We start from the raw sequence: 19734 nt of genomic DNA, 5'->3' as shown, positions 1-19734 counted from the left end.
AAACCCATGAATCAGTTGCCCCTGTCCCTTGTCGAGCTGAGCGCCTTGGCGCTGATCGTCTCCCATCGCAGCTTTCGCAAGGCCGCCGATGAACTTGGGCTTTCGGCATCGACCCTGAGTCACATGATGCGCACGCTGGAAGCCAACCTCGGCGTGCGTCTGCTCAATCGCACCACGCGCAGCGTCGCGCCTACTGCCGCAGGTGAACGCTTGGTTACGAGGCTCGCGGCAATGCTCCGCGAGTTCGAGCTGGCGGTGGAAGAGGTCAACCAGTTCCGCGATCTTCCCGGTGGCACGTTGCGGATCAGTGCGAGCGAGCCCGCAGCGCGCTTTCTGCTGGAAGCAATACTGCCGGCGTTCCTGACACGCTTTCCGCAGATGGCGGTGGATCTGGTCACTGATGGCAAACTGGTCGATATCGTTGCTGAGGGTTTCGATGCCGGCATTCGTCTGGGGGAATCGGTGCCGCAGGACATGATCGCCGTGCGCCTGGGGGCGGATACGCGCTCTCTCGCCGTGGCCTCGCCGACTTATCTGCATGAGCATCCGGCGCCGCTAACCCCTGACGATCTGCGTGGTCATCAATGTATTTGCATTCGCCTGCCAAGCGGCAAACCCTATCGCTGGGAGTTTGCAAAGCACGGCCAGCCGTTGACGCTGGAGGTCTCTGGAGCGCTGACGCTGGCTAACGCCGAAATCATGGCCGACGCAGCCGCTCGCGGGCTGGGCATTGCTTATGTGCCGGAGCAGACCGCCGCCCGTTATCTGGTGAACAGACAACTGGTGACGGTGTTGGAGGATTGGTGTCCAGACATCACCGGATTGTGTTTGTACTATCCGGGCCATCGCCATGTACCGAGAGGCTTGAGAGCGTTCATCGAGGTCATTCGTGATGGTGCTCAGGGAGTGTCATTAGAAACTGCGGGTCAGGCCGAATGATTGGATGATAAAGTCAGGCTCTTCAAGCTAAACAAGCCTAGGCACCGAATACCGTCACCCACAGGGACGTACATGAGTCACGCTGACACCCATACTCTTCAAACCGAAAACGAACGGCTAAAGGCCGATCTGGCCGTTGCGCGAAGACAATACCGACAACTGCTGGATTCCATCGAAACCGGCTTTTGCATCATCGAAATGAAATTTGATGACGATGGGCGTCCGTGCGATTACCGGTTTATCGAGACCAATCGCGTTTTCGAACAGCATTCCGGCCTGGCCGATGCCAAAGGCCGATGGATTCGGGACATGGTGCCCGATCAGGACCAGCACTGGTTCGACGTCTACGGCAAAGTGGCTGACACCGGCGAGCCAATACGCTTCGAACATTACGGCGAGGCGCTGCGTCGGTGGTTTGAAGTGCATGCCACGGCTATCAGTACTGAGCAGAAGATCGTCGCAGTGCTGTTCACGGATATCACCGCGCGCCGCAATGCGGAATTGGCGCTGCGACAAAGTGAAGAGTACTGGCGGGGTATTTTCGAGCGGCTCGACGACGGGTTCATCCTCGGTGAGCTCATTCGTGAGGCCGATGGTACGGTCAGCGACTGGCGATATCTGGACGTTAACCCTGCCTAGGCGCAGGTTGTCGGCGTGACCAGCGCAGAAGTGCGGGGCCGAACAGTCCGGCAGTTGTTTCCAGACATTGAGAGTTTCTGGATTGACGAGGTCGCAGCGGCGGTCAATCAGCAAAAAACCTCAGCGTTCAATCATCCGGTTGCGGGCATCAGACGCTGGTTTGAGGGCCGTGTGCATCCACTGGAAGACGATAGATTCACGATTATTTTTCAAGAAGTGACCGAGGCTCACCGTGCACTAGCCAGGCGCCAGGCACTGCTCGAACTGAGTGACGCGTTACGCGACATGCCAGAACCCGAACACATGGCATGTAGCGTTTCTGCGACCTTGGGCAGCGTCCTTGAATGCGACGCTGCGTGTTATTTGTCGATCAATCCTGACGGGCAGCTTGTCCTGAGCGGTCGGAGCTGGCCCGACGCTGCGGAATCCACGCTGGATGGTCTCTGGAACGACAATGAATCGGACTGGTTTTCCAGTCAATTGGCACTGGGCAAGCCACTGTCGATCGCTGATGTCGCGAACGATCCCGGTTCCTGCAATGCGCAGGGCTTGTTGCGGGCTGGCATAGGGGCGCTGCTCAGCGTGCCATTGGTGGAAAACGGCAAAACCGTGGCTGCTTTGTGTGCTATGCGCAATGAACCGTATGCCTGGACGGCAGGGGAAATGCGCTTTACCGCAGATGCAGCGGGCCGCACCCGCAGCGCCATCGCCCGGCGCAGGGCTGAAAACGATCTGCGGCAGCTCAACGCTTCCCTGGAGCAGCTTGTCCAGGACCGAACCCAGGAACTGATGCGTTCTGAAGAGCAGCTCCGCCAATCCCAGAAAATGGAGGCGGTAGGGCAGTTGACCGGCGGCATCGCCCACGATTTCAACAACCTGCTGACCGGAATTTCCGGCAGCCTGGAGATGATGCAGACCCGGATAGGGCAAGGGCGCATCAATGAGCTCGAAAAATATGTCAACTCGGCGCACGGATCGTCCCAGCGGGCGGCCGCCTTGACTCACAGGCTTCTGGCGTTTTCCCGGCGACAGACACTTGATCCCAAGCCGACTGATATCAATCGGCTGGTCGCCGGCATGCAGGATCTGATCGTTCGTACCGTAGGTCCGGCGGTTGAAACCCGCATGCTCCTCGATGAGGCATTGTGGACCAGCAACGTCGACGGCAATCAGCTGGAAAATGCCTTGTTGAATCTCTGTATCAATGCCCGTGATGCGATGCCCGCAGGCGGCAAGCTGGTGGTGGAAACCGCCAATTGTGCCCTGGACGTTCGCGCCGCCGATGCCTTTGATCTCTCCCCGGGAAACTACGTGTCGTTAAGCGTTATCGATACCGGCGTCGGCATGAGCCCGGCCGTAGTGGCCAAGGCATTTGAGCCGTTTTTCACCACCAAGCCGCTGGGTATGGGGACCGGCCTGGGCCTGTCGATGATCTACGGCTTTATCAGGCAATCCGGCGGGCAGGCGAAAATCTATTCGGAAGTCGGGAAAGGCTCTACCGTGCGACTGTACCTGCCGCAGGAAACGACCCGACACGTCGAGCAGGTCCCTTCGCAACCCCTGGAAATGCCCCGGGCGTCCGAGGGGCAAACGGTGTTGGTGGTCGATGACGAACCCACAGTGCGTCATTTGGTGGCAGAAATTCTGGAAGAGTTGGGCTACACCGCTTTGGAAGCCGCCGATGGCGCGTCCGGGCTGCGAATTCTCGAGTCCAATGCCCGGATTGATCTGTTGGTCACCGACGTCGGTTTGCCAGGCGGCATGAACGGTCGCCAGATGGCTGATTATTCCCGCGCCAGTCGTCCGGATCTGAAGATATTGTTCATCACCGGCTATGCAGAAAACGCCGTCATCGGCAGCGGCGATCTCGATGCCAACATGCATGTAATGACCAAGCCTTTCTCGGTAGAAGGCCTGGCCGTGCGGATCAAGAGTCTGATCGAGAGCTGACGGAGCCTTTGGTCTCGCCCAGAATTCTCGCCGCATCCCGTGCCGGGGGCAGGCCGAATATCCGCGCATAATCACGGCCGAACTGGGTCGCGCTTTCGTAGCCGACCTCGAAGGCGGCGTTGGTGACGCTTCTGGCGCTGGCGACCATCAGCATCCGCGCCTGGAGCAAGCGAACCCGCTTCTGATACTGCAAAGGGCTCAACGTCGTGACCGCCTTGAAGTGCCGGTGAAAGGCCGACACGCTCATTGCCGCACGCTGCGCCAGCGTCTCCACTCTGATCGTTTCGGCAAAATTGCGCCGTATCCACTGGATCGCCAGGCTGACGCGAGCCATGGCTGTGTCCGGCGCGGCGATTTCCCGCAGCATCCAGCCATGGGGCCCTTGCAGAACCCGGTAGAGAATCTCGCGCTCGTAAACCGGGGCGAGGGCGGCGATTTCCTCGGGCCGGTCCATCAACCGCAGCATGCGCAGCCAGGCGTCCATCAACTCCGGCGTGACGGCTGCCACGGAAAATCCGGCTTCGTTTTCGTAACGGTCGGTGGCCTTTGGCAGATCGGCCAGCAACGTCGCCAGCACCGTTGGCTCAAGGGTCAGGCTGACCGCCAGGTAAGGTTCGCCGGAAGCTGCCGGGTGCACCGAGCCCACTGCGGGCAACTCGATGGACATGACGAAATACGTCGCCGGGTCATAGCGCAACGTGCGGTCGCCAACCGTCATGGCTTTGCTGCCCTGCAGGATCAGGTTGATCATCGGGTCGTAGACCGCAGCCAACATGTGCTCAGGGATCTTGCCTTGAACCATGGCCACGCGCGGGATGCGTGTTTCCGTACGGCGGTTCTCGGCCCTGGCAGCCAGGGCGCGCAGTTCGGTAAGTTGATGGTTGATCAGCGCAGTATTCATGACGGCCATGCTGAACGCAGGCGTATGGACCGCGCAAGCAAAAAGCAGAAACAGGCAGGATTCGGGTAGAAATGGCTGCGCTGGCGTCGAAGGTCATCGGTAACGTGGTGACTCATCTCATCGACAGTGGAGCAGCACATGGGCGTTATTGTTATCACCGGCGGCAGCCGTGGCATTGGGGCCAGCACTGCCGAACTTTGCGCTCAGCGTGGCATGGGCATCATCCTGACTTACAACAGCAATCCAGAGGCTGCGCAAACCGTTGTAAGCCGAATTGAGTCGGCGGGCGGCAAGGCCGTTGCGCTCAAGCTCGACGTTGCTGAAGTCAGCGGCTTCGAGCGTTTTCGCCAGGCCGTGGTGCAGGCGTTGCAGACAACCTGGGGCGTAGACAGGCTCGATGGCTTGGTCAATAACGCGGGCTACGGCCTGTTCAATCCGCTGCAATCGGTCACTGAAGCGCAATTCGACGGCCTGTTCAATGTTCACCTCAAAGGCCCGTTTTTCCTGACTCAAGCCCTGCTGCCGTCGCTGAATGAGGGCGCGAGCATCGTCAATCTGACCAGCGCCACGACTCGGGTCGCAACTGCGGGCGTCGCTCCCTATGCAGCGTTCAAGGGCGGGCTGGACGTACTCACGCGGTACATGGCGAAGGAGTTCGGCGACCGACGCATCCGTGCCAATGCGGTTTCGCCGGGGGCAATCCGCACCGAATTGGGCGGCGGGCTGAATGACGAATTCGAAGCGCTGCTGGCATCGCAGACCGCCCTTGGCCGAGTCGGTGAGCCGCAGGATGTGGCGCGCGTTATCGCCATGCTGCTTGGCGAAGAAGGCAGCTGGATCAATGCTCAGACTATTGAAGTCGCGGGCGGCTATATCATCTGAATCGCGAGGCGATGACATGCTGGATCACATCTTCATTTCTGTCAGTGACATCGAACGCTCAGTGGGTTTCTACGAAGCGGCGCTAACGCCGCTCGGGATTACCGCTCGACATGATTTCGACGGCAAGGACGGCCCGCCGGGACATCCGGACCTCAAGGGCTTCGGCGCCGATGGGCGAATGTTCTTCTGGTTACGCGAGGGCATTGTGGAAGGGCGAGCGGTTCACGTGGGTTTCGTAGCGAACAGCAAGGCCGAGGTCGATGCCGCCTACGCTGCGGCCATGGAAAACGGTGCGGTCGACAATGGCGCTCCGGGTGCTCGTCTGCATTACGACCCGAACTATTACGCGGCAAACGTGCTGGATCCTGACGGTTACAGCCTTGAGTTCGTCTACAAGAATTGGCAGCACGCGCAATGAGCACATTACTGATCTACGGCGCGACAGGTTATACCGGGCGCATGGCGGCAGAGCGGGCGAAAGCCTTGGGGCTGGATTTCGTGATCGCCGGACGCAATCGACTACAACTGGTAGATCTCGCCGAGCAACTGGACGTGCCCATGCGTGTGTTTGCTGCCGATGCCGACGCAGACCAGTCTCTGTTTGGCATCGATGTCTTGCTGAATTTCGCCGGACCATTCGCGCAGACTGCTGAACCGCTGATGCGGGCATGCCTGAAGGCGGGCGTCGATTATCTGGACATTACGGCTGAGATCAATGTCTATCGGCTGGCGGAGCAGTTGGGCGTAGAAGCGGTTAACGCGGGTGTCATGCTGCTGCCCGGCGTCGGCTGGGACGTGGTGCCGACTGACTGCCTGGCGGTTCATATCGCACAGCGGGTGCAGGATCCCCAATCGCTGAACATTGCGCTGCAGGTTCCGGGCTCAATGTCGCGAGGTTCGGCGCTGAGCGTCAGCGAAATCATTGGTGCGGGCCTGTTGGCACGGGTCGACGGGGAAATCATTCCAACTCCGGATGCGCAACCGCGTCACTTCGATTTTGGCGAGGGTCCGGTGCTGTGTTTTCCGCTGTCGTTCGGTGATCTGGTCACCGGCTGGCATTCGACGGGAATCCCCAACATCGCCATGTTCGTGCATATCGCGGGTGATGCTTTTCCTGAAGGGGATCCATCGCAGCTGCCTGATGGGCCGACTGCCCAGGAGCGTGACGCTCATCGGGCCAGAGCCGTGGCTGAGGTCACGGCAGCCGACGGCGGGGTTGCGCGATCAGTGATCGAAACCGTCAACGGTTATTCCTATACGCCGCTGGCCGCCGTCGAAGCCGCGCGACGGGTTCTGGCCGGCGAACGCCGCACCGGCTTCGAAACCCCAGCTCGACTGTTCGGTGGCGGATTTGCCGAGACCATCGTCGGGACGACGATCAGCGATTTTTAGCAATGTGTTGTCTGAGCCGACGCCTTCCCGGATAAATCCGGTCCCACGCAGTCTGCACAGGATCGCGCCGATTTCCAGATTGTGGGAGCGAATTTATTCGCGAAAAGGTGGTACATGCGCCACCTCAGGGGATTTGAATCTCGCGGCGTCGCGAGCAGGCGGCAGACCAAACAGGCGGGCGTATTCCCGGCTGAATTGCGAGGCGCTTTCATAACCGACGGCAAACGCGATGGACGCTGCGTCGCGCGGATCGAACAACAGTAGCCAGCGCGCTCGCAGCAGGCGCAGGCGTTTTTGGTACTGAATGGGGGTCATGGCGGTGATGGCCTTGAAATGCCGATAGAACGCCGCAACGCTCATGTCGGCCATTGCTGCCAGCGGCTCCACCCGGAAGGGTTCGGTGTAGTGCTCGCGAATCCATTCAGTGGCGCGACGGATCTGCGCCAATCGCCCATCTGGACGCGCGATATCGCGCAGCATGCCTCCCAACGGGCCTTGCAACACGCGAAACAAAATCTCCCGCTCGATCATCGGCGCCAACACCGCCGCTTCGTTAGGGCGGTCCATGAGCCGCATCATGCGCAACCACGCATCAATCATGTCGGCGGGCGCAGGCACCGCAGCGAAGCAGCTCGAGACTGGCTGCGCGCGGGTTTTCACCTCGTCATCCAGCAACGTGGCAATGACGCACGGGTTCAGGGTCAGGCTGATCGCGAGATAGGGCAAGCCCGCCGCGCACGGGTGAATCTGGCCCGTGGCGGGAACATCCACGGGAACCACGAAATAGCTGTTGGTTGGGTAACTCGAAAGCTGGTCGCCAATCGACAGCGTCTTGGTGCCCTGAAGCACCAGGTGCAGCATTGGCTGATAAATCTGATCCGCGCAGGCTTCGGCCCGGACCATCGCCACGCGCGGCAGCCCGGTATCGGTCCACTTGTTTTGCGCGCGCATCACGATGCTGCGCAGTTCATCCATCTGTATTGGGTTATCTGCTGGCGGTTCGGGAGGCGGTGAAGTTGTTCGGCGAGTCGGGCAGCATCATCAATATCAGCTCCATTCTCAGTACCGATCCCTATCTGGCTTCCAGCGTTTATTCCGCCACCAAAGGCGCCGTCGATACCTTGACCTTCGCCTTGGCCAGAGAGCTGGGCGCGCGCGGTATCCGGGTCAATTCCATCTTGCCTGGCCACACCAATACGCCTGCGACTGACGGCAACTTTGCCGGTGCGTTCGGCGAAAAACTCATCGCGGGTACGCCATTGGGCCGTTTCGGCGAGCCGGAAGACATCGCGCCGCTGGCGGTTTTTCTCGCATCCGGGGACTCGCATTGGATCACCGGCGAATCCATCCGGGCCTCAGGCGGCGTGCGCGGAGTGGGTTACTGATCGGCTCGATAAAGGGCGGGAACTGAGCGACAAGGTTTACCCATTCGAGCAGGCCCGCGAAGCCTATGAGCATCTGGCCAGAGGCGCATTCGGCAAGGTCGTGATCAAAGTCGGCTGAAATCATTGATGCGAATACAGCTTCAGCGCCTTGGCAAACCCCTGGGCTCTGAATATGGCGCTGCCTTCGCCGAGATCACCGTCGCTGGCAACCAGGTATACCTCGTTGGTTTCAGGCTTGATTGCCAGGCTGGTCGAGCGCAGGAAGTGGCCTTTTTCGCGGCCGGGGATCAGGATCTGGCCGATAGGCAGGCCGTTCGGATTCAGCACCAGAACCCGGCCCTGGCTGTACAGCGCCACGTACAGATTGCCATCCTGATCCACGCGCATCGAATCCGGGGAAGGGCCGTTGAAGCGATAAATCACCGCCTCGCCGAACGGGGCGATGGTCGTCGCGTCCTTCAGTTCGATGCGGTGCAGCAAACCTGTGGCGAACTCGGTGACCCACAGGGTCTTGCCGTCGGGCGACAAGGCTATGCCGTTGGCAATCGCCAGCCTGGGCAGGATCGGCACGATGCTTTTGCCGTCTGCGGGCACGTAATAAACGCCGCCGGTGGGTTCGGTGGAAGTGCCTTTGAAGTCCGTGAAGTAAAAACCGCCGGTGCTGTCGAACACCAGATCATCCACCAGATAGTTTTTGTTGCCGGCAATCATCACTTGCGGTGCCGAGCCATCGGGTTGGTAGGCAGTCAGATTGCCGGTGTTCTTGAAGTCGCCCAGCCCCGCGACATACAGGCGACCATCCTTATGAATCGCCAGCCCGGCTGAACCCAAGGCATTTTTCGGCACCACGACACTGAGCTTGCCCTGGGTGTCGACCTTGAACACCTGGCCGCCGAAGACTTCCACGAACAGCAAATTGCCTTCCCGGTCGAATGACGGTCCTTCCAGTTGCAGACCTTTGTCCGACACCTTCAGCCATTGCTGGGCGGTGACGGTGGGCAGGTCTTTTTCCGCCGCAGCAATAGCCTGCAACTGTTGGCCCTCGGCAGGGTAGCTGAGCGTCGGAATCGACTCTGCGGCCTGCACGTTGATCGCGCCCGCACTCAACAGGAAAAACATGGACGCCAGAATGTGCTTATGCATTGAAAATCACCTGATTATTGTTGTTCTGTTTGCCCCGTGTCATGCACCCAGCATGGCGACCAGGGCGGGCACGGTCAGCACGGCGGTGTAATAACCCATGAATTGCACGCCGATGTTGAAGCCCAGAAAACGTGACAAGAATCCGCCCAACAACCCGATGGTGATGATCACCAGCAGCCCGAGCAGGCCACCTTCCCAGATGCCGATTACCAGAATCAGGCCGACAAAGGTCGCGATGACGGCTTCGTGGCTGATTTTGCGCGACACATAAGAAGCGGCCCGATGCGCGTAATTCATGGTGAACGGGTAGGCGATCAGGATCGCGACCACCACGGCCAGCATGCCGTAGCCGAGAAACTCCCAGGTGCTGAGCATCGAGTGCAGGTTGTTTACCTGGCCGGTTGCCGCATCCACGCTGAAACGCGGTGGCGCATTGAACAGCGGCGCGGCCGGGCCAGCCGCGACCGGGCTGAGCGGCAGGCCGAAGGCGATCAGGGGTATCAACGCTTCGGCGATGTAAGTCGCCTCGGTGACGCCGTTGCGCGCGGTGATTACGGTAGTGAGGCGATGGTAGACATGTTTGACCCGCGACCCGACCATTTCGCCCATGATCACGGTCATCGCCACTGGGCTGAAAACAAAGGTGGCGCTGGAGATCACGGCGGTAATGCCTGTCCACATGCTTTGCTTGCTGTCCAGGACCTTGAGCGGATTCGGGAAGAAGCCACCCCAGCTTTTGACGTCCGGCGACAAGGAGAACGTACGCACATCCTGCCTGCGCATTTTTTCCCGTTCGGCGGGGGCCAGCATCGAGAACAGCGCTGCAATCAATGGCCCGATGGCGATGCCGAGGAAGTAGCTGACGCTGAGTTTGACGCCATACTGCCCGGTCATGCTTTGCAGGCCGACGATGATCATGACGAACGGAATCAGGGTCAGCACCGCTGCCAGACGACCCTTGGAGAACCAGGCAATGGCAACCGCCGCTGCGAGGAATACCCACGGCGCGGCACGCTTGATCATGTCGCCGAACGGCGCGAGCATCACCGCGAACAGCACGGCCATGGGCACTGCGATCAACGCGGCGATCACGGCGCCGGAAATCATCTTGCGCAGGGCAATGTGCGGAACGCCGAGGTTGCGCAGGAAGTTGGCCTCGCGCATCAGCGGCGTGGCCATGGTGTCGCCGGGAATCCCCAGCAGCGCGGTCGGTACCGCGTGGGTCATGTGCTTGGCGACGGCGCCGGCCAGAAAGAAGGTCAGGATGCCCGGCGCAGGAACCCCGAGCAGCACGACCAGCAAGGTCAATGGCGCGAGGGTCGTGGTCTCGTCGCTGCCAGAGATAAGGCCGATCCCGGCAAAGATCACCGCACCCAGAATGCCCATGCCCAAGGCGATGAGCAGCTGATCCAGCAAAGGCGCCATCATGACTGGCCACCTTTGATGCTCACAGCGCCCTCGACATCCAGCGCGGGCAGTTCCGGGCCATTAGCCGAGACGACTTGTGCCCGCTCATAGTCCGCAAACAGTTCATACAGGTCCATCTCGCGAAGCTCGGCAATCGTGGCCGGCGGCAAGTCGGAGAGTTTGCCCAGATCGCCGAACTCGTTCTGCAGTTCGAGCAAGACCTGGGCGCGCCAGGCTGGATCGGCCTGATGCTCCGTGACATGGCGCTTGGGTTTGAACAGCGTGGCGCTGATGGCGCCGCCTGCCAGGCAACCAACGATGCCGATCAACATGGCATACGCGCGAGCCATTTGCGCCGAAGCAACCCAGCCGACCAGCAGGTGCCTGGCGATGAAAAACGCCCCCAGGCTGACGATGGCACCAATGGCGATGGCGTAGATCAGATGACGACCGTCTACCGTGTCGCCCCAAACTTCATACAGTTCGGATTTCAAAGGATTCTCCCACTGCCCTTGCGGGCTTTTATTGTTATGAAGGTGAAGAGATGCAGCTTAAGCCAGTGCTGACGTTCGACGTTTCGCGAGCAGCGCGCGGGATACCCGGGACGCTGTTTCGCGGCCCAGCTCGGCGTTGATGAATTCGCCGGTCTCGATCAATGAATCAAGGTCGACCCCGTGGCTCAACCCCAAGCCGTCCAGCAGGTAGATCACGTCTTCGCTGGCCACATTACCCGTTGCGCCGGGCGAATAAGGGCAACCACCCAAACCCGCCACGGAGCTGTCGAATACCCGCACACCGGCCTCGAGTGCCGCGTAAATGTTTGCAATGGCCATCCCGTACGTGTCATGAAAATGACCCGCCAGCGCGCTTACGGGGACCACTTCGCTACAGGCTTGCAGCAGCGCTTTGGTTGCCGCTGGTGTACCCGCACCGATGGTGTCGCCCAGGCTGATTTCATAACAACCCATTTCGTAGAGCGAAGCGCTGACGGCGGCGACGGCATCGGGTTGGACCTGACCTGTAAACGGACAGCCCATGACGCAGGAAACATAGCCGCGCACCCGGACGCCGGCCTCTTGCGCGCGCAGCATGACCTGCTGAAAACGCGCGAGGCTTTCGGCAATCGAACAGTTGATATTCCTTTGCGAGAAAGCTTCCGATGCGGCGGCAAATACCGCCACCTCACTACAACCTGCGGCCAGCGCGGCTTCGAGTCCCTGCACATTGGGCACCAGCGCTGTCCAGGTCACGCCGGAACGCACCGGCAAGGCGTTGAACACCTCGTCCGAGCCCGCCATTTGCGGCACCCAGCGTGGCGAAACAAAAGCACCCGCCTCAATGGTGCGCAATCCTGCATTAGCCAGACGCTCCAGCAATTGCACGCGCAGCTGCGGCGCAAGTATCCGCGGCTCGTTCTGCAAGCCATCGCGGGCGCCCACTTCAACCAGCCGGACAGCCTGTTCGCCAGCGCAGCTCATCACGGGGCTCGCTTTTGCTTGAGCAGTTCTGCGGCATGGTCGGAGCGCACATCCCCCGCGTCGACCATCTGCTTGACCAGCCAGCTGACTTCATCGCCTTTGGCGCCGGCCGAAAGCGCGATGTTGCGCGCGTGCAACGCCATGTGCCCGCGTTGTATGCCTTCGGTGGAAAGCGCGCGCAAAGCACCCAGATTCTGCGCCAGACCAACCGCGACGGCGATTTCGGCCAATTCTTGAGCGGTCTTCACGCCCAGGATACGCAAGGACAGCTGCGCCAGCGGATGGGTCTTGGTGGCGCCGCCGACCAGCCCAACCGGCATGGGCATTTCCAGGGTGCCCACCAGATTGCCTTGGCCGTCTTTTTCCCAGGTGGTCAACGAGCCGTAATGCCCATTGCGGCAGGCATACGCATGAGCCCCGGCCTCAACCGCGCGCCAGTCATTGCCCGTGGCAACGATCAGCGGGTCGATGCCGTTCATGATGCCCTTGTTGTGGGTGGCGGCCCGGTAGGGATCAATCACCGCGAAGTTGTACGCATCAAGAATGCCTTCGATGACATCCTCGCCCTTGAAGGTGGTGGTGGTCAGCAGTTGCGGGGCGATACGAATCTGGGCGCGGGCCAGGCGCAGGTCAGCGAGGTTGGACAGAATCCGCAACCTGACTTTGCCGCCGGTGATTTCCTCCATCAACGGCGCGACCGCTTCCGCCATGGTATTCACGGTGTTGGCGCCCATGGCATCGCGCACGTCGACGATCAGGTGCGCCACCAGCATCGGGCCACGGGGGCTTTGTGCGAAAGTGTGGACTTCGATATCCCGACAGCCGCCGCCCAGCTTGTTGAGCAGCTGATCCTTGCGGTTTGCCAGTTCGATGATTTCGTCCTTGCGCCGCATCAGGCTCAAGCGGGCGTTGTACGGGTCGCAGACCTCGACGATCTGCACCTGGGCACGCATCAGCGGCAGCGAGCTTGACGTCTGGAAACCGCCAGCTTCGCGAGCCAGCTTGGCCATGAACGAAGCCGCCGCAACCACCGAAGGCTCCTCGACCACCAACGGCACGATGACGTCGCGGCCATTGATCTGGAAGTTGCTCGCCACTGCATAAGGCAGCTCGAACTTGCCGATCACGTTTTCGATCATGCCGTCGGCGATTTCCAGCGGCAGCGCACCCGCGTCACGGAGGAGGGCGACGTCGTCGGCAGGCAGATCAAGAAGTTCGCGCAGGTGGTCCAGGCGTTCGGCGGGGGACATGCCTCGGAACATGGGAAGGCGTGAGTCAATGCTCATGAGAGGGGTCCTGTACAGATTTTTGTTTTTGAGTGTTGCCACCCTAGACCGGTCTGTACCGGCAAAGAAGGTACAGTTTGGACAGACAGTACCTAAGCTGTACCCTCAGTGAATATTTTTTCAGGACCGAACCATGGCGCGGTTGACGCTGGCTCAACAGTTGACGGCATCCCTGGCGGAGCAGATTGCCAATGGCACCTATCGTGTCGGCGACCGTTTGCCGTCGCTGCGCGAATGCATGCGGTTGCTGGGTCATTCGAAAAACACCGTGATCAACGCCTACGAGTCCCTTGCTTCCCAAGGGCTGATCGAAGCGCGTCACGGACAGGGTTTTTTCGTCAAACAAGGCGCGCCCAGCAGCGCTGAGCCGGAAGAGCCGTTGCCTTATGCCCGGGCGATGGACACGATCTGGCTGATGCGCCAACAGTTCGTTCGCGAGCCGGGTCATTCGCCGCTGGGCGAGGGTTTTCCGCCGGTTGAGTGGCTGATGGATCTGCGCCTGGACAAATTCACCCGACAGATCATGCGTACTGGCGTGACGACGCTGTTTCGTTATGGCAACCGCTTGGGCAATGCCGGCTTGCGGCAGCATCTGGTGCAGAAACTGGCGACCTATTCGATTGCTGCCAGCCCCCGACAAATCGTCACCACCCACGGCGCCAATCACGCCCTGGACCTGATCATCCGCCGTTTCCTGGCGGCAGGGGATTCGGTGCTCGTCGAGGATCCCGGCTACTACCCGCTGTTCGGCAAGCTGCAATTGCAAGGCGCACGAATGCTCGCGGTGCCGCGCTTGCCCGACGGGCCGGACATGGCCGTGCTGGAGCAGTATTTGCGTGTGCATAAGCCGAAACTGTTTTTTATCCAGTCGGTGGGCCACAACCCAACGGGCTCCGACCTGTCACCGAGTAAAGCCCACCGGTTGGTGCAGTTGGCTGAGGAACATAATTTCATTCTGGTGGACGACGACGCGCTGGCCGATTTCAAACCGGCTTCGGCGATCAAGGTCTCGGCGCTCGACCAGCTGAAACACTCGCTGTATGTCGGCAGTTTCTCCAAGTCGGTTTCAGCGGCGCTGCGGGTTGGCTTCATCGCGGGCAGCAAGGAAGTGATCGATGAGCTGGGCGATCTGAAGATGTTGCTGCACACCAGTTCTTCGGAGTTCTGCGAGCGCACGGTGGATGTGATTCTCACCGAGGGGCATTTCCTGCGGCATTTGATCCGCCTCCAGGAGCGCCTGAAAACGGCAACCGCAGAGGGCCTGCAAATGCTGGATGAGATCGGCGCCGAGGTGTTCTATCGCCCGGAACAGAGTCTGTATCTATGGGCCAGGTTTGCACACATCGACGATGCCCGGGAGCTGACCCGAAAATTGCTGCCCAAGGGATTCATGATCGCGCCCGGCCATATTTTTTCGCCGGAGCAGTCGCGGATCAATCCCTGGACGAGGCTCAATGTCGCGTACCTCAACGATCCACTGCTTAAAGTCGTGTTGAAACCTTGAATGGCAGCCTGTTGATAAATTCGCCATTTATCGATGCTTGCTTGAACGCCGAGCACTGATTGGAGTACATTTGTCTTTGCTGTACATATATCCAGTACTCGCATGCTCCATCATCCTATGAGCAACGGACGGAAACCCGATGAAAGTGGCTGGCAGCAACTCCCAGATACGACGTGACTTGCAAGGAATCAGCTCAGATCTGAAATGGTCTTCGGTAGAGCTGTCCCGTATCGCCGGGCGGCTTGAGGCTGCGGGAAACTCAGCGGATGCTCAGGCAATACAACGAATGATGCAGATTTTTCAAGAGGGCGAAGTACGACTGAACCACATCGCCTGCACGATCTCTGGTGAGAGCCTCGTCACTCAGGTGGCTGTCTAACGGCCGGATCAATGATGCCCACCTATCCCGGAACACCCGATGGCCGTTACTTTGTGGTCAAAGGTCAACTGTGGCGTTGCAGCAATCCGTCGCTGCCGGAAGAACTGCGTCAGCAACTGGTCAGCGAGCTGATGTCTGCGCGCCGTGAGGTCAGGCAGGCGAAGTCGGCAGAAGATGACTCGCGGCTAAAGCTGGCGCGTGCCCGGGTGCAGGCATCCAAGGTTGCATTGGGCGAGCGGGGTCCCGTTTGGACGACGCGACTTACAATGGCCCGGACCGGTTTGACCGCATCCATGTGCACTTCAGCCCTCGCGCAAGTCTGGGGCAACTGCACGCTTACCTGAGCAGTAACCTCGCGCCAGCCCTTGCCAAGGCTGATGAGGTATTGAAACTGGTCCTGCATCCTTGCTCAGCCTTTGATAACGACGGCGCTCATCCGCCTGCGCCTGATGTCGCGCACACGGCAACAGCGGTTCGCAGCCAATTGGCGATACTGGAAATCGCATTCGAAAATCCGCTGGCACGGCGCCGTTTCTTCGACAGCCCGACTTTCCTGAACACGCTGTCCGCACAGGCCGAAAACATCAGTCAGTTGAAGGCTTTCGCTGTTTCCGGGCTTTATACCTACGTTCGGGATGGCAAGTTGACCACGGCCGGTTTGCGCGGCAGCAGGGCGGCGGAACTCATCGATTATCTGGGGGCTGCCAACCAGCTGTCGCCTGAGGTAGAAAAGCTGCTGTTGACGGGCGCCAGCTGATACAGCTCTAACCCGCGACCGGTCATGGACATCGCGTGGCACCTGCGCGGTTGGCATCGCTGACAATGATTGCCAGCTTGCGCAGATTGGCCTGTTGCGCCATGACCAGATCCTCGACCGCAGCCCCGGAAGGTTGCTGCAAGATGGTCTGGCAGATCAATTCGTTGCTGTTCTGGTCGGTGGATTGCCCTGCGCGCATCCGCCATCGGGCGTCGAGCAAGGCGTATTGGCCTGGGACCAGATCGAAGCGTTGCACCTCGATGCGCAAGGTCATTTTTTCCCTGCCCCCCGGCCGATTGTTCAGCTCATTGATCAGCGCGCTCTGCACTTCATCGGCGAGGCTCGCACCCCACCATTCGGTTTCCAGAAGGACCAGTTCATTGGTGCCTTGGCGGATGACGATCTGCGAGCGATCAACTTGTGGTGGCACCATGACCCGCTCGATCCGCAGGCTGTCGCCGACCTGAGCTGAGCGCGGGGCGCCGGAGTGCAACGGCGTTAGCGTGTGGTAATGCACCGGGTCGCTGCGGCAGGCGGCCAGCAACAGAACAATCATGAGCAAAGGTGCGTTGAAAGTCGCCCGCATCGGGGGTTCACTCCTTTGAGTGGTCGGTTCATGGACTGCGCTTCTCAGGCTGGGAGTCGAACTGGGAGTCTTTGGGTCGACCACGAATCAGCGACTCGGGATGGCGGCCCAGATAGTCGGATAGATCGCGCAATGAGCGCGACATACGCCCCAGTTCGTCTATCGCGTCACTCAGCTGTTCACGTTGTGGCGAGTCGTCGGCCAGAGTCGCGCTGGCCGATTTCAAGGTTTTTCGCACGTCGTCCAGGGTGGTGCGAACGCCCGGCAGTGTCTGGCTGTTGAATTGTTTGAGGCCGTTACGCAGCTCATTCAGGCTGCCATCCAGATTGGTGGCAATACGATCAAGCGGCAGATTGGCGATTTTTTCGATGACTGCCTGCAGTTGCTCCTGCAAGAGTTCGAGGCTGCTGGGCACAGTTGGCAACATGACCGGACGGGCACTGGGGTCGAAGGTGACTTTTTCCGCTTTCGGATAAAAATCCAGGGATATGTACAGTTGCCCGGTCAACAGGTTTCCCGAGCGGGCCTGGGCGCGCAACCCGTGTTCAACGAAACTGCCGATAATGCGGATCCCTCCTTCAAGATCGCTGGGATCATGCTTGAGCAACGCGAGCATCTTGACGTGCGCCTGCCCCATGCTTTCCGGGTAAATGACGATGCCGACAATGATCGGGAAGCTTCGGGTCTTGAGGTCGAAATCCAGATTGATCGATACCACCTTGCCGATCTCCAGGCCCTGAAATTCAACCGGCGCACCGACCTTCAAGCCTCTGAGCGCCTGGTCAAAGCGCAATGCCAGATATTGCGCTCTACCCGGCGGCGGAGCGAGGGCGGTCTGTGCGTCGGTGAACAGATCGAATCGGCTGCCCTCGGTCGCGACGGCGCTGGCAAGCCCATATTCGGGAGCGCCGAAGGCGATGCCACCGATGAGTACCGCTGACAGCGATTCGGTTTTCACCGAAAACCCGTTGGCGTTCACGCCGATATCGATGCCACTGGCGTTCCAGAAACGGGTATTGCTGGTGACGTAGGAATCGTTCGGTGCATTGATGAAAACCTCGACATCGACTCCTTTTCCGTCTTTATCCAGCGCATAGCCGACGACCTGACCCACCGGAATTTTGCGGTAATAAATCGGCGAGCCGATATCCAGGGAAGCCAGATCCTTGGTCGTCAGGGTGAAGCGTTTTCCCGGTTCGCCGTAGGTAATCGGCGGCGGTGCTTCGAGCCCGATGAAGGTCTTGACGGTGCGTTGCGATGCGCCGGAATCAGCGCCGATGAAGGCGCCCGACAGCAGCGTGTCGATCCCGGACACGCCACCGGCGCCGATGCGCGGGCGCACCACCCAGTATTTGGCATCTTCCCGGGTGAACGACGCGGCTTGTTTGGCGAGTTTGACGGTCGCCGTGACGCTTTTCTGGTCTTCGCTCAGCTCGACTTCCGACACATGGCCGATCACCACATTGCGGTATTTGACCTGGGTCTTTTCAGCGGTGAGGCCTTCACCGGTCTTGAAGGTGATGGTTATTTCCGGACCGGCCTGCATTCTGTTGTGAACCACCAGGGAAATGCCGACCAGCAAGGCAATGATCGGCACGATCCACACCAGCGAAACGCTCCAACGGCTGGAAGTCTTGATCGCGCCTGGTGCGGGCGGGCCCTTCGAGGTTTCATGGGCCATCTCGGACATCCTTGTTCGGCGCGTTTGGCCAGATCAGGCGCGGGTCGAAACTCATCGCCGAAAGCATGGTGAACACCACGACCATGCCAAAAAAAAGAATCCCGACCCGAGGCTCGATGTCCCCCAGTGCGTCAAATTTGACCAACGCAGCCACGAGTGCGACCACCAGCACATCCAGCATTGACCAGTAGCCCACCAGTTCTACAAAACGGAATAACTTCGAACGTTGCCGGCAAGCCCAAGAGCTGCGCCGTTGCGAGGTGATCAGCAGCAGCGTCAATGCGCCAAACTTGATCGCAGGCACGCCAATGCTGGCGATAAAGATAATCGCGGCAATGTCCCAGGCACCGGCTTCCCAGAATTCCAGCACGCCAGTGATGATCGTGCTGTCTGCGCCGCTGCCGAGCATGCTGGTGTTCATCACCGGCAGCAGATTGGCTGGCACATAGAGAATCAATGCGGCCAGTAAATAGGCCCAGGTGCGCGTCAATGAATCGGGTTTGATCGCATGCAAGGGCGCCCCGCAGCGGTCGCACTGCTGCGGGTGGTCGGTGGCGTCGCAAGCCCGCCCGCAACTGTGGCAAAGACACAGGTTCAGATCCACGGCCCGCGGCGGCGTGTTCACGGTTGATTCCATAGAACCCGGACATCACGTCCGGCGATCTTGATCATCAGAATGCTCAGTGCGGCCAGGGCGGCCAGCCCGATACCCGGCACCACGTCCAGCAATCCGGCCAGTTTGAACACCGCGACCATGGCGCCCAGCAGGCAGACTTCGAGCATGCTCCAGGGGCGCAAGGATTCCAGCCAGCGCATGCAAAAGCTGAATGCCGGCGAGCGCCGTCTGGCCAGGGCAAACGCCAGCACCCAGATCAATAGAATGACCTGCAAAACAGGCGCGACAATAATCGAAATGCCAGCCACCAGCGCAATGAACAGAATGGGGCCGTTACTCAGGGCAGCGACGGAATCCCATAACGTCGCCGAGTTTTTCAACCCTTGCAAACTGATACTCATCACGGGATAGAAGTTGGCGAAGACCAGCAGGACAGCGGCAGTTACACATAACGCCATTCGCTGTTGCAGCGTAACGGCGGAGTAACGCTGAATGACGGCACCACAGCAAACGCAATAGGCTTTCTGCTGTTTGACCAGCGGAGCAGTGTCGTAGACCGCGTCGCAATATTCGCAAATGATCAGTGAGTCAAGTTGTGTCATGAACGCTTCTTCATTGAGTGAGAAGTATCAAAACTCAGTTGAATATAGAAGCGCCGCAATAATAGGCAAGGACCAATCCACGAATGATCTAATGCCAAACAAAGTAAGCAATCCTGTTTTTACTTCGAAAAGCTCTATGCGCAAGTTACTCGGGCTCAATCTCTACCTTGTCTGAGCCAAGGTAGAGATTGATGCCAACTGCCGAAC

22 protein-coding genes are annotated in these 19734 nt (G+C 59.6%); 11 read left to right on the top strand and 11 right to left on the bottom strand.

Features of this window, described 5'->3' with window-relative positions; all coding sequences use genetic code 11:
* Positions 1 to 6 precede the first annotated feature (6 nt).
* The 3 genes from AABC73_RS17150 to AABC73_RS17140 all read left to right on the top strand — a co-directional run bounded on the left by AABC73_RS17150 (position 7) and on the right by AABC73_RS17140 (position 3528).
* Positions 7 to 939 (top strand): LysR family transcriptional regulator, encoded by a 933-nt coding sequence (locus AABC73_RS17150; protein WP_341520205.1) that lies wholly within the window; start codon positions 7 to 9, stop codon positions 937 to 939.
* Positions 940 to 1011: 72 nt separating this feature from the next.
* Entirely contained in the window at positions 1012 to 1578 is a 567-nt protein-coding gene (locus tag AABC73_RS17145) for a PAS domain-containing protein (protein ID WP_341520204.1), read from the top strand.
* A gap of 15 nt (positions 1579 to 1593) precedes the next feature.
* On the top strand, positions 1594 to 3528 hold the full coding sequence (locus tag AABC73_RS17140) for an ATP-binding protein (protein ID WP_341520203.1): 1935 nt from the start codon (positions 1594 to 1596) through the stop codon (positions 3526 to 3528).
* On the opposite strand, the gene AABC73_RS17135 is transcribed toward AABC73_RS17140, so the two are convergent.
* A complete protein-coding gene (locus AABC73_RS17135; protein ID WP_341524266.1) occupies positions 3506 to 4414 on the bottom strand; it encodes an AraC family transcriptional regulator in 909 nt (302 codons plus the stop codon). The two genes, AABC73_RS17140 and AABC73_RS17135, sit on opposite strands and share 23 nt — an antisense overlap.
* A 153-nt stretch (positions 4415 to 4567) precedes the next feature.
* On the opposite strand from AABC73_RS17135, the gene AABC73_RS17130 reads away from it, so the two are divergent.
* From AABC73_RS17130 to AABC73_RS17120, 3 genes are read left to right on the top strand one after another with little or no spacing between them, the layout of a single operon-like run.
* Positions 4568 to 5311, top strand: coding sequence for an SDR family oxidoreductase (locus AABC73_RS17130; protein WP_341520202.1), 744 nt, complete (start codon positions 4568 to 4570; stop codon positions 5309 to 5311).
* A 16-nt stretch (positions 5312 to 5327) separates the two neighbouring features.
* Positions 5328 to 5729, top strand: coding sequence for a VOC family protein (locus AABC73_RS17125; RefSeq protein ID WP_341520201.1), 402 nt, complete (start codon positions 5328 to 5330; stop codon positions 5727 to 5729).
* Positions 5726 to 6703, top strand: a complete 978-nt coding sequence (locus AABC73_RS17120) for a saccharopine dehydrogenase NADP-binding domain-containing protein (RefSeq protein ID WP_341520200.1) — start codon at positions 5726 to 5728, stop codon at positions 6701 to 6703. Before AABC73_RS17125 ends, AABC73_RS17120 begins: the two co-directional genes overlap by 4 nt.
* A 93-nt stretch (positions 6704 to 6796) precedes the next feature.
* Here AABC73_RS17120 and AABC73_RS17115 read toward each other — a convergent pair whose 3' ends face one another.
* Positions 6797 to 7678, bottom strand: a complete 882-nt coding sequence (locus AABC73_RS17115; RefSeq protein WP_341520199.1) for an AraC family transcriptional regulator — start codon at positions 7676 to 7678, stop codon at positions 6797 to 6799.
* Between the two features lie 35 nt (positions 7679 to 7713).
* Here AABC73_RS17115 and AABC73_RS17110 point away from each other — a divergent pair, with 35 nt between their 5' ends.
* On the top strand, positions 7714 to 8088 hold the full coding sequence (locus tag AABC73_RS17110) for an SDR family oxidoreductase (protein WP_341524265.1): 375 nt from the start codon (positions 7714 to 7716) through the stop codon (positions 8086 to 8088).
* Positions 8089 to 8208: 120 nt separating this feature from the next.
* Here the strand turns inward: AABC73_RS17110 and AABC73_RS17105 are convergent, their stop codons facing one another.
* Genes AABC73_RS17105 through AABC73_RS17085 form a run of 5 tightly spaced genes read right to left on the bottom strand, consistent with a single transcriptional unit; the run spans position 8209 to position 13402 of the window.
* Positions 8209 to 9231: an SMP-30/gluconolactonase/LRE family protein gene (locus tag AABC73_RS17105; RefSeq protein WP_341520198.1), complete on the bottom strand. Its 1023-nt coding sequence runs from the start codon at positions 9229 to 9231 to the stop codon at positions 8209 to 8211.
* A gap of 39 nt (positions 9232 to 9270) precedes the next feature.
* Positions 9271 to 10659, bottom strand: a complete 1389-nt coding sequence (locus AABC73_RS17100) for a tripartite tricarboxylate transporter permease (RefSeq protein WP_341520197.1) — start codon at positions 10657 to 10659, stop codon at positions 9271 to 9273.
* The gene (locus tag AABC73_RS17095) at positions 10656 to 11132 is read right to left on the bottom strand and encodes a hypothetical protein (RefSeq protein WP_341520196.1); all 477 of its coding nucleotides are present in this window, start codon (positions 11130 to 11132) and stop codon (positions 10656 to 10658) included. Before AABC73_RS17095 ends, AABC73_RS17100 begins: the two co-directional genes overlap by 4 nt.
* Positions 11133 to 11189: 57 nt before the next feature.
* Complete coding sequence (locus tag AABC73_RS17090) at positions 11190 to 12116, bottom strand: hydroxymethylglutaryl-CoA lyase (RefSeq protein WP_341520195.1); 927 nt, start codon at positions 12114 to 12116, stop codon at positions 11190 to 11192.
* Entirely contained in the window at positions 12116 to 13402 is a 1287-nt protein-coding gene (locus AABC73_RS17085; protein ID WP_341520194.1) for a hydroxymethylglutaryl-CoA reductase, degradative, read from the bottom strand. Before AABC73_RS17085 ends, AABC73_RS17090 begins: the two co-directional genes overlap by 1 nt.
* A 133-nt stretch (positions 13403 to 13535) precedes the next feature.
* On the opposite strand from AABC73_RS17085, the gene AABC73_RS17080 reads away from it, so the two are divergent.
* The 4 genes from AABC73_RS17080 to AABC73_RS17065 all read left to right on the top strand — a co-directional run bounded on the left by AABC73_RS17080 (position 13536) and on the right by AABC73_RS17065 (position 16042).
* The gene (locus tag AABC73_RS17080) at positions 13536 to 14906 is read left to right on the top strand and encodes a PLP-dependent aminotransferase family protein (protein WP_331152378.1); all 1371 of its coding nucleotides are present in this window, start codon (positions 13536 to 13538) and stop codon (positions 14904 to 14906) included.
* A gap of 139 nt (positions 14907 to 15045) precedes the next feature.
* Positions 15046 to 15285 (top strand): hypothetical protein, encoded by a 240-nt coding sequence (locus AABC73_RS17075; RefSeq protein ID WP_341520193.1) that lies wholly within the window; start codon positions 15046 to 15048, stop codon positions 15283 to 15285.
* A 14-nt stretch (positions 15286 to 15299) separates the two neighbouring features.
* Entirely contained in the window at positions 15300 to 15629 is a 330-nt protein-coding gene (locus tag AABC73_RS17070; protein WP_341520192.1) for a hypothetical protein, read from the top strand.
* The gene (locus tag AABC73_RS17065; RefSeq protein ID WP_341520191.1) at positions 15581 to 16042 is read left to right on the top strand and encodes a hypothetical protein; all 462 of its coding nucleotides are present in this window, start codon (positions 15581 to 15583) and stop codon (positions 16040 to 16042) included. The genes AABC73_RS17070 and AABC73_RS17065 overlap by 49 nt, the downstream gene beginning before the upstream one ends.
* Positions 16043 to 16064: 22 nt before the next feature.
* Here AABC73_RS17065 and AABC73_RS17060 read toward each other — a convergent pair whose 3' ends face one another.
* From AABC73_RS17060 to AABC73_RS17045, 4 genes are read right to left on the bottom strand one after another with little or no spacing between them, the layout of a single operon-like run.
* Positions 16065 to 16628 carry a PqiC family protein gene (locus AABC73_RS17060; protein ID WP_341520190.1) on the bottom strand — a complete coding sequence of 188 codons (564 nt, stop codon included), beginning with the start codon at positions 16626 to 16628 and terminating at the stop codon, positions 16065 to 16067.
* A 28-nt stretch (positions 16629 to 16656) separates the two neighbouring features.
* Positions 16657 to 18309, bottom strand: coding sequence for an MlaD family protein (locus AABC73_RS17055; protein WP_341520189.1), 1653 nt, complete (start codon positions 18307 to 18309; stop codon positions 16657 to 16659).
* Positions 18299 to 18934: a paraquat-inducible protein A gene (locus tag AABC73_RS17050; RefSeq protein WP_341520188.1), complete on the bottom strand. Its 636-nt coding sequence runs from the start codon at positions 18932 to 18934 to the stop codon at positions 18299 to 18301. The genes AABC73_RS17055 and AABC73_RS17050 overlap by 11 nt, the downstream gene beginning before the upstream one ends.
* On the bottom strand, positions 18931 to 19527 hold the full coding sequence (locus AABC73_RS17045) for a paraquat-inducible protein A (protein WP_341520187.1): 597 nt from the start codon (positions 19525 to 19527) through the stop codon (positions 18931 to 18933). Before AABC73_RS17045 ends, AABC73_RS17050 begins: the two co-directional genes overlap by 4 nt.
* Positions 19528 to 19734 lie beyond the last annotated feature (207 nt).

It is taken from the genome of Pseudomonas sp. G.S.17, from assembly GCF_038096165.1.
GTDB lineage: Bacteria > Pseudomonadota > Gammaproteobacteria > Pseudomonadales > Pseudomonadaceae > Aquipseudomonas.
Note: the sequence above shows the minus strand (reverse complement) of the source record. Positions and strands in the feature narration are given on the sequence as shown.

Excerpts from the sequence above, each read along its gene's own strand:
- AABC73_RS17150 (WP_341520205.1), top strand. The coding sequence starts at position 7 with ATGAATCAGTTGCCCCTGTCCCTTGTCGAGCTGAGCGCCTTGGCGCTG.
- AABC73_RS17145 (WP_341520204.1), top strand. The coding sequence starts at position 1,012 with ATGAGTCACGCTGACACCCATACTCTTCAAACCGAAAACGAACGGCTA.
- AABC73_RS17130 (WP_341520202.1), top strand. The coding sequence starts at position 4,568 with ATGGGCGTTATTGTTATCACCGGCGGCAGCCGTGGCATTGGGGCCAGC.
- AABC73_RS17125 (WP_341520201.1), top strand. The coding sequence starts at position 5,328 with ATGCTGGATCACATCTTCATTTCTGTCAGTGACATCGAACGCTCAGTG.
- AABC73_RS17120 (WP_341520200.1), top strand. The coding sequence starts at position 5,726 with ATGAGCACATTACTGATCTACGGCGCGACAGGTTATACCGGGCGCATG.
- AABC73_RS17115 (WP_341520199.1), bottom strand. The coding sequence starts at position 7,678 with ATGGATGAACTGCGCAGCATCGTGATGCGCGCGCAAAACAAGTGGACC.
- AABC73_RS17105 (WP_341520198.1), bottom strand. The coding sequence starts at position 9,231 with ATGCATAAGCACATTCTGGCGTCCATGTTTTTCCTGTTGAGTGCGGGC.
- AABC73_RS17100 (WP_341520197.1), bottom strand. The coding sequence starts at position 10,659 with ATGATGGCGCCTTTGCTGGATCAGCTGCTCATCGCCTTGGGCATGGGC.
- AABC73_RS17090 (WP_341520195.1), bottom strand. The coding sequence starts at position 12,116 with ATGAGCTGCGCTGGCGAACAGGCTGTCCGGCTGGTTGAAGTGGGCGCC.
- AABC73_RS17085 (WP_341520194.1), bottom strand. The coding sequence starts at position 13,402 with ATGAGCATTGACTCACGCCTTCCCATGTTCCGAGGCATGTCCCCCGCC.
- AABC73_RS17080 (WP_331152378.1), top strand. The coding sequence starts at position 13,536 with ATGGCGCGGTTGACGCTGGCTCAACAGTTGACGGCATCCCTGGCGGAG.
- AABC73_RS17075 (WP_341520193.1), top strand. The coding sequence starts at position 15,046 with ATGAAAGTGGCTGGCAGCAACTCCCAGATACGACGTGACTTGCAAGGA.
- AABC73_RS17070 (WP_341520192.1), top strand. The coding sequence starts at position 15,300 with ATGCCCACCTATCCCGGAACACCCGATGGCCGTTACTTTGTGGTCAAA.
- AABC73_RS17060 (WP_341520190.1), bottom strand. The coding sequence starts at position 16,628 with ATGCGGGCGACTTTCAACGCACCTTTGCTCATGATTGTTCTGTTGCTG.
- AABC73_RS17055 (WP_341520189.1), bottom strand. The coding sequence starts at position 18,309 with ATGGCCCATGAAACCTCGAAGGGCCCGCCCGCACCAGGCGCGATCAAG.
- AABC73_RS17045 (WP_341520187.1), bottom strand. The coding sequence starts at position 19,527 with ATGACACAACTTGACTCACTGATCATTTGCGAATATTGCGACGCGGTC.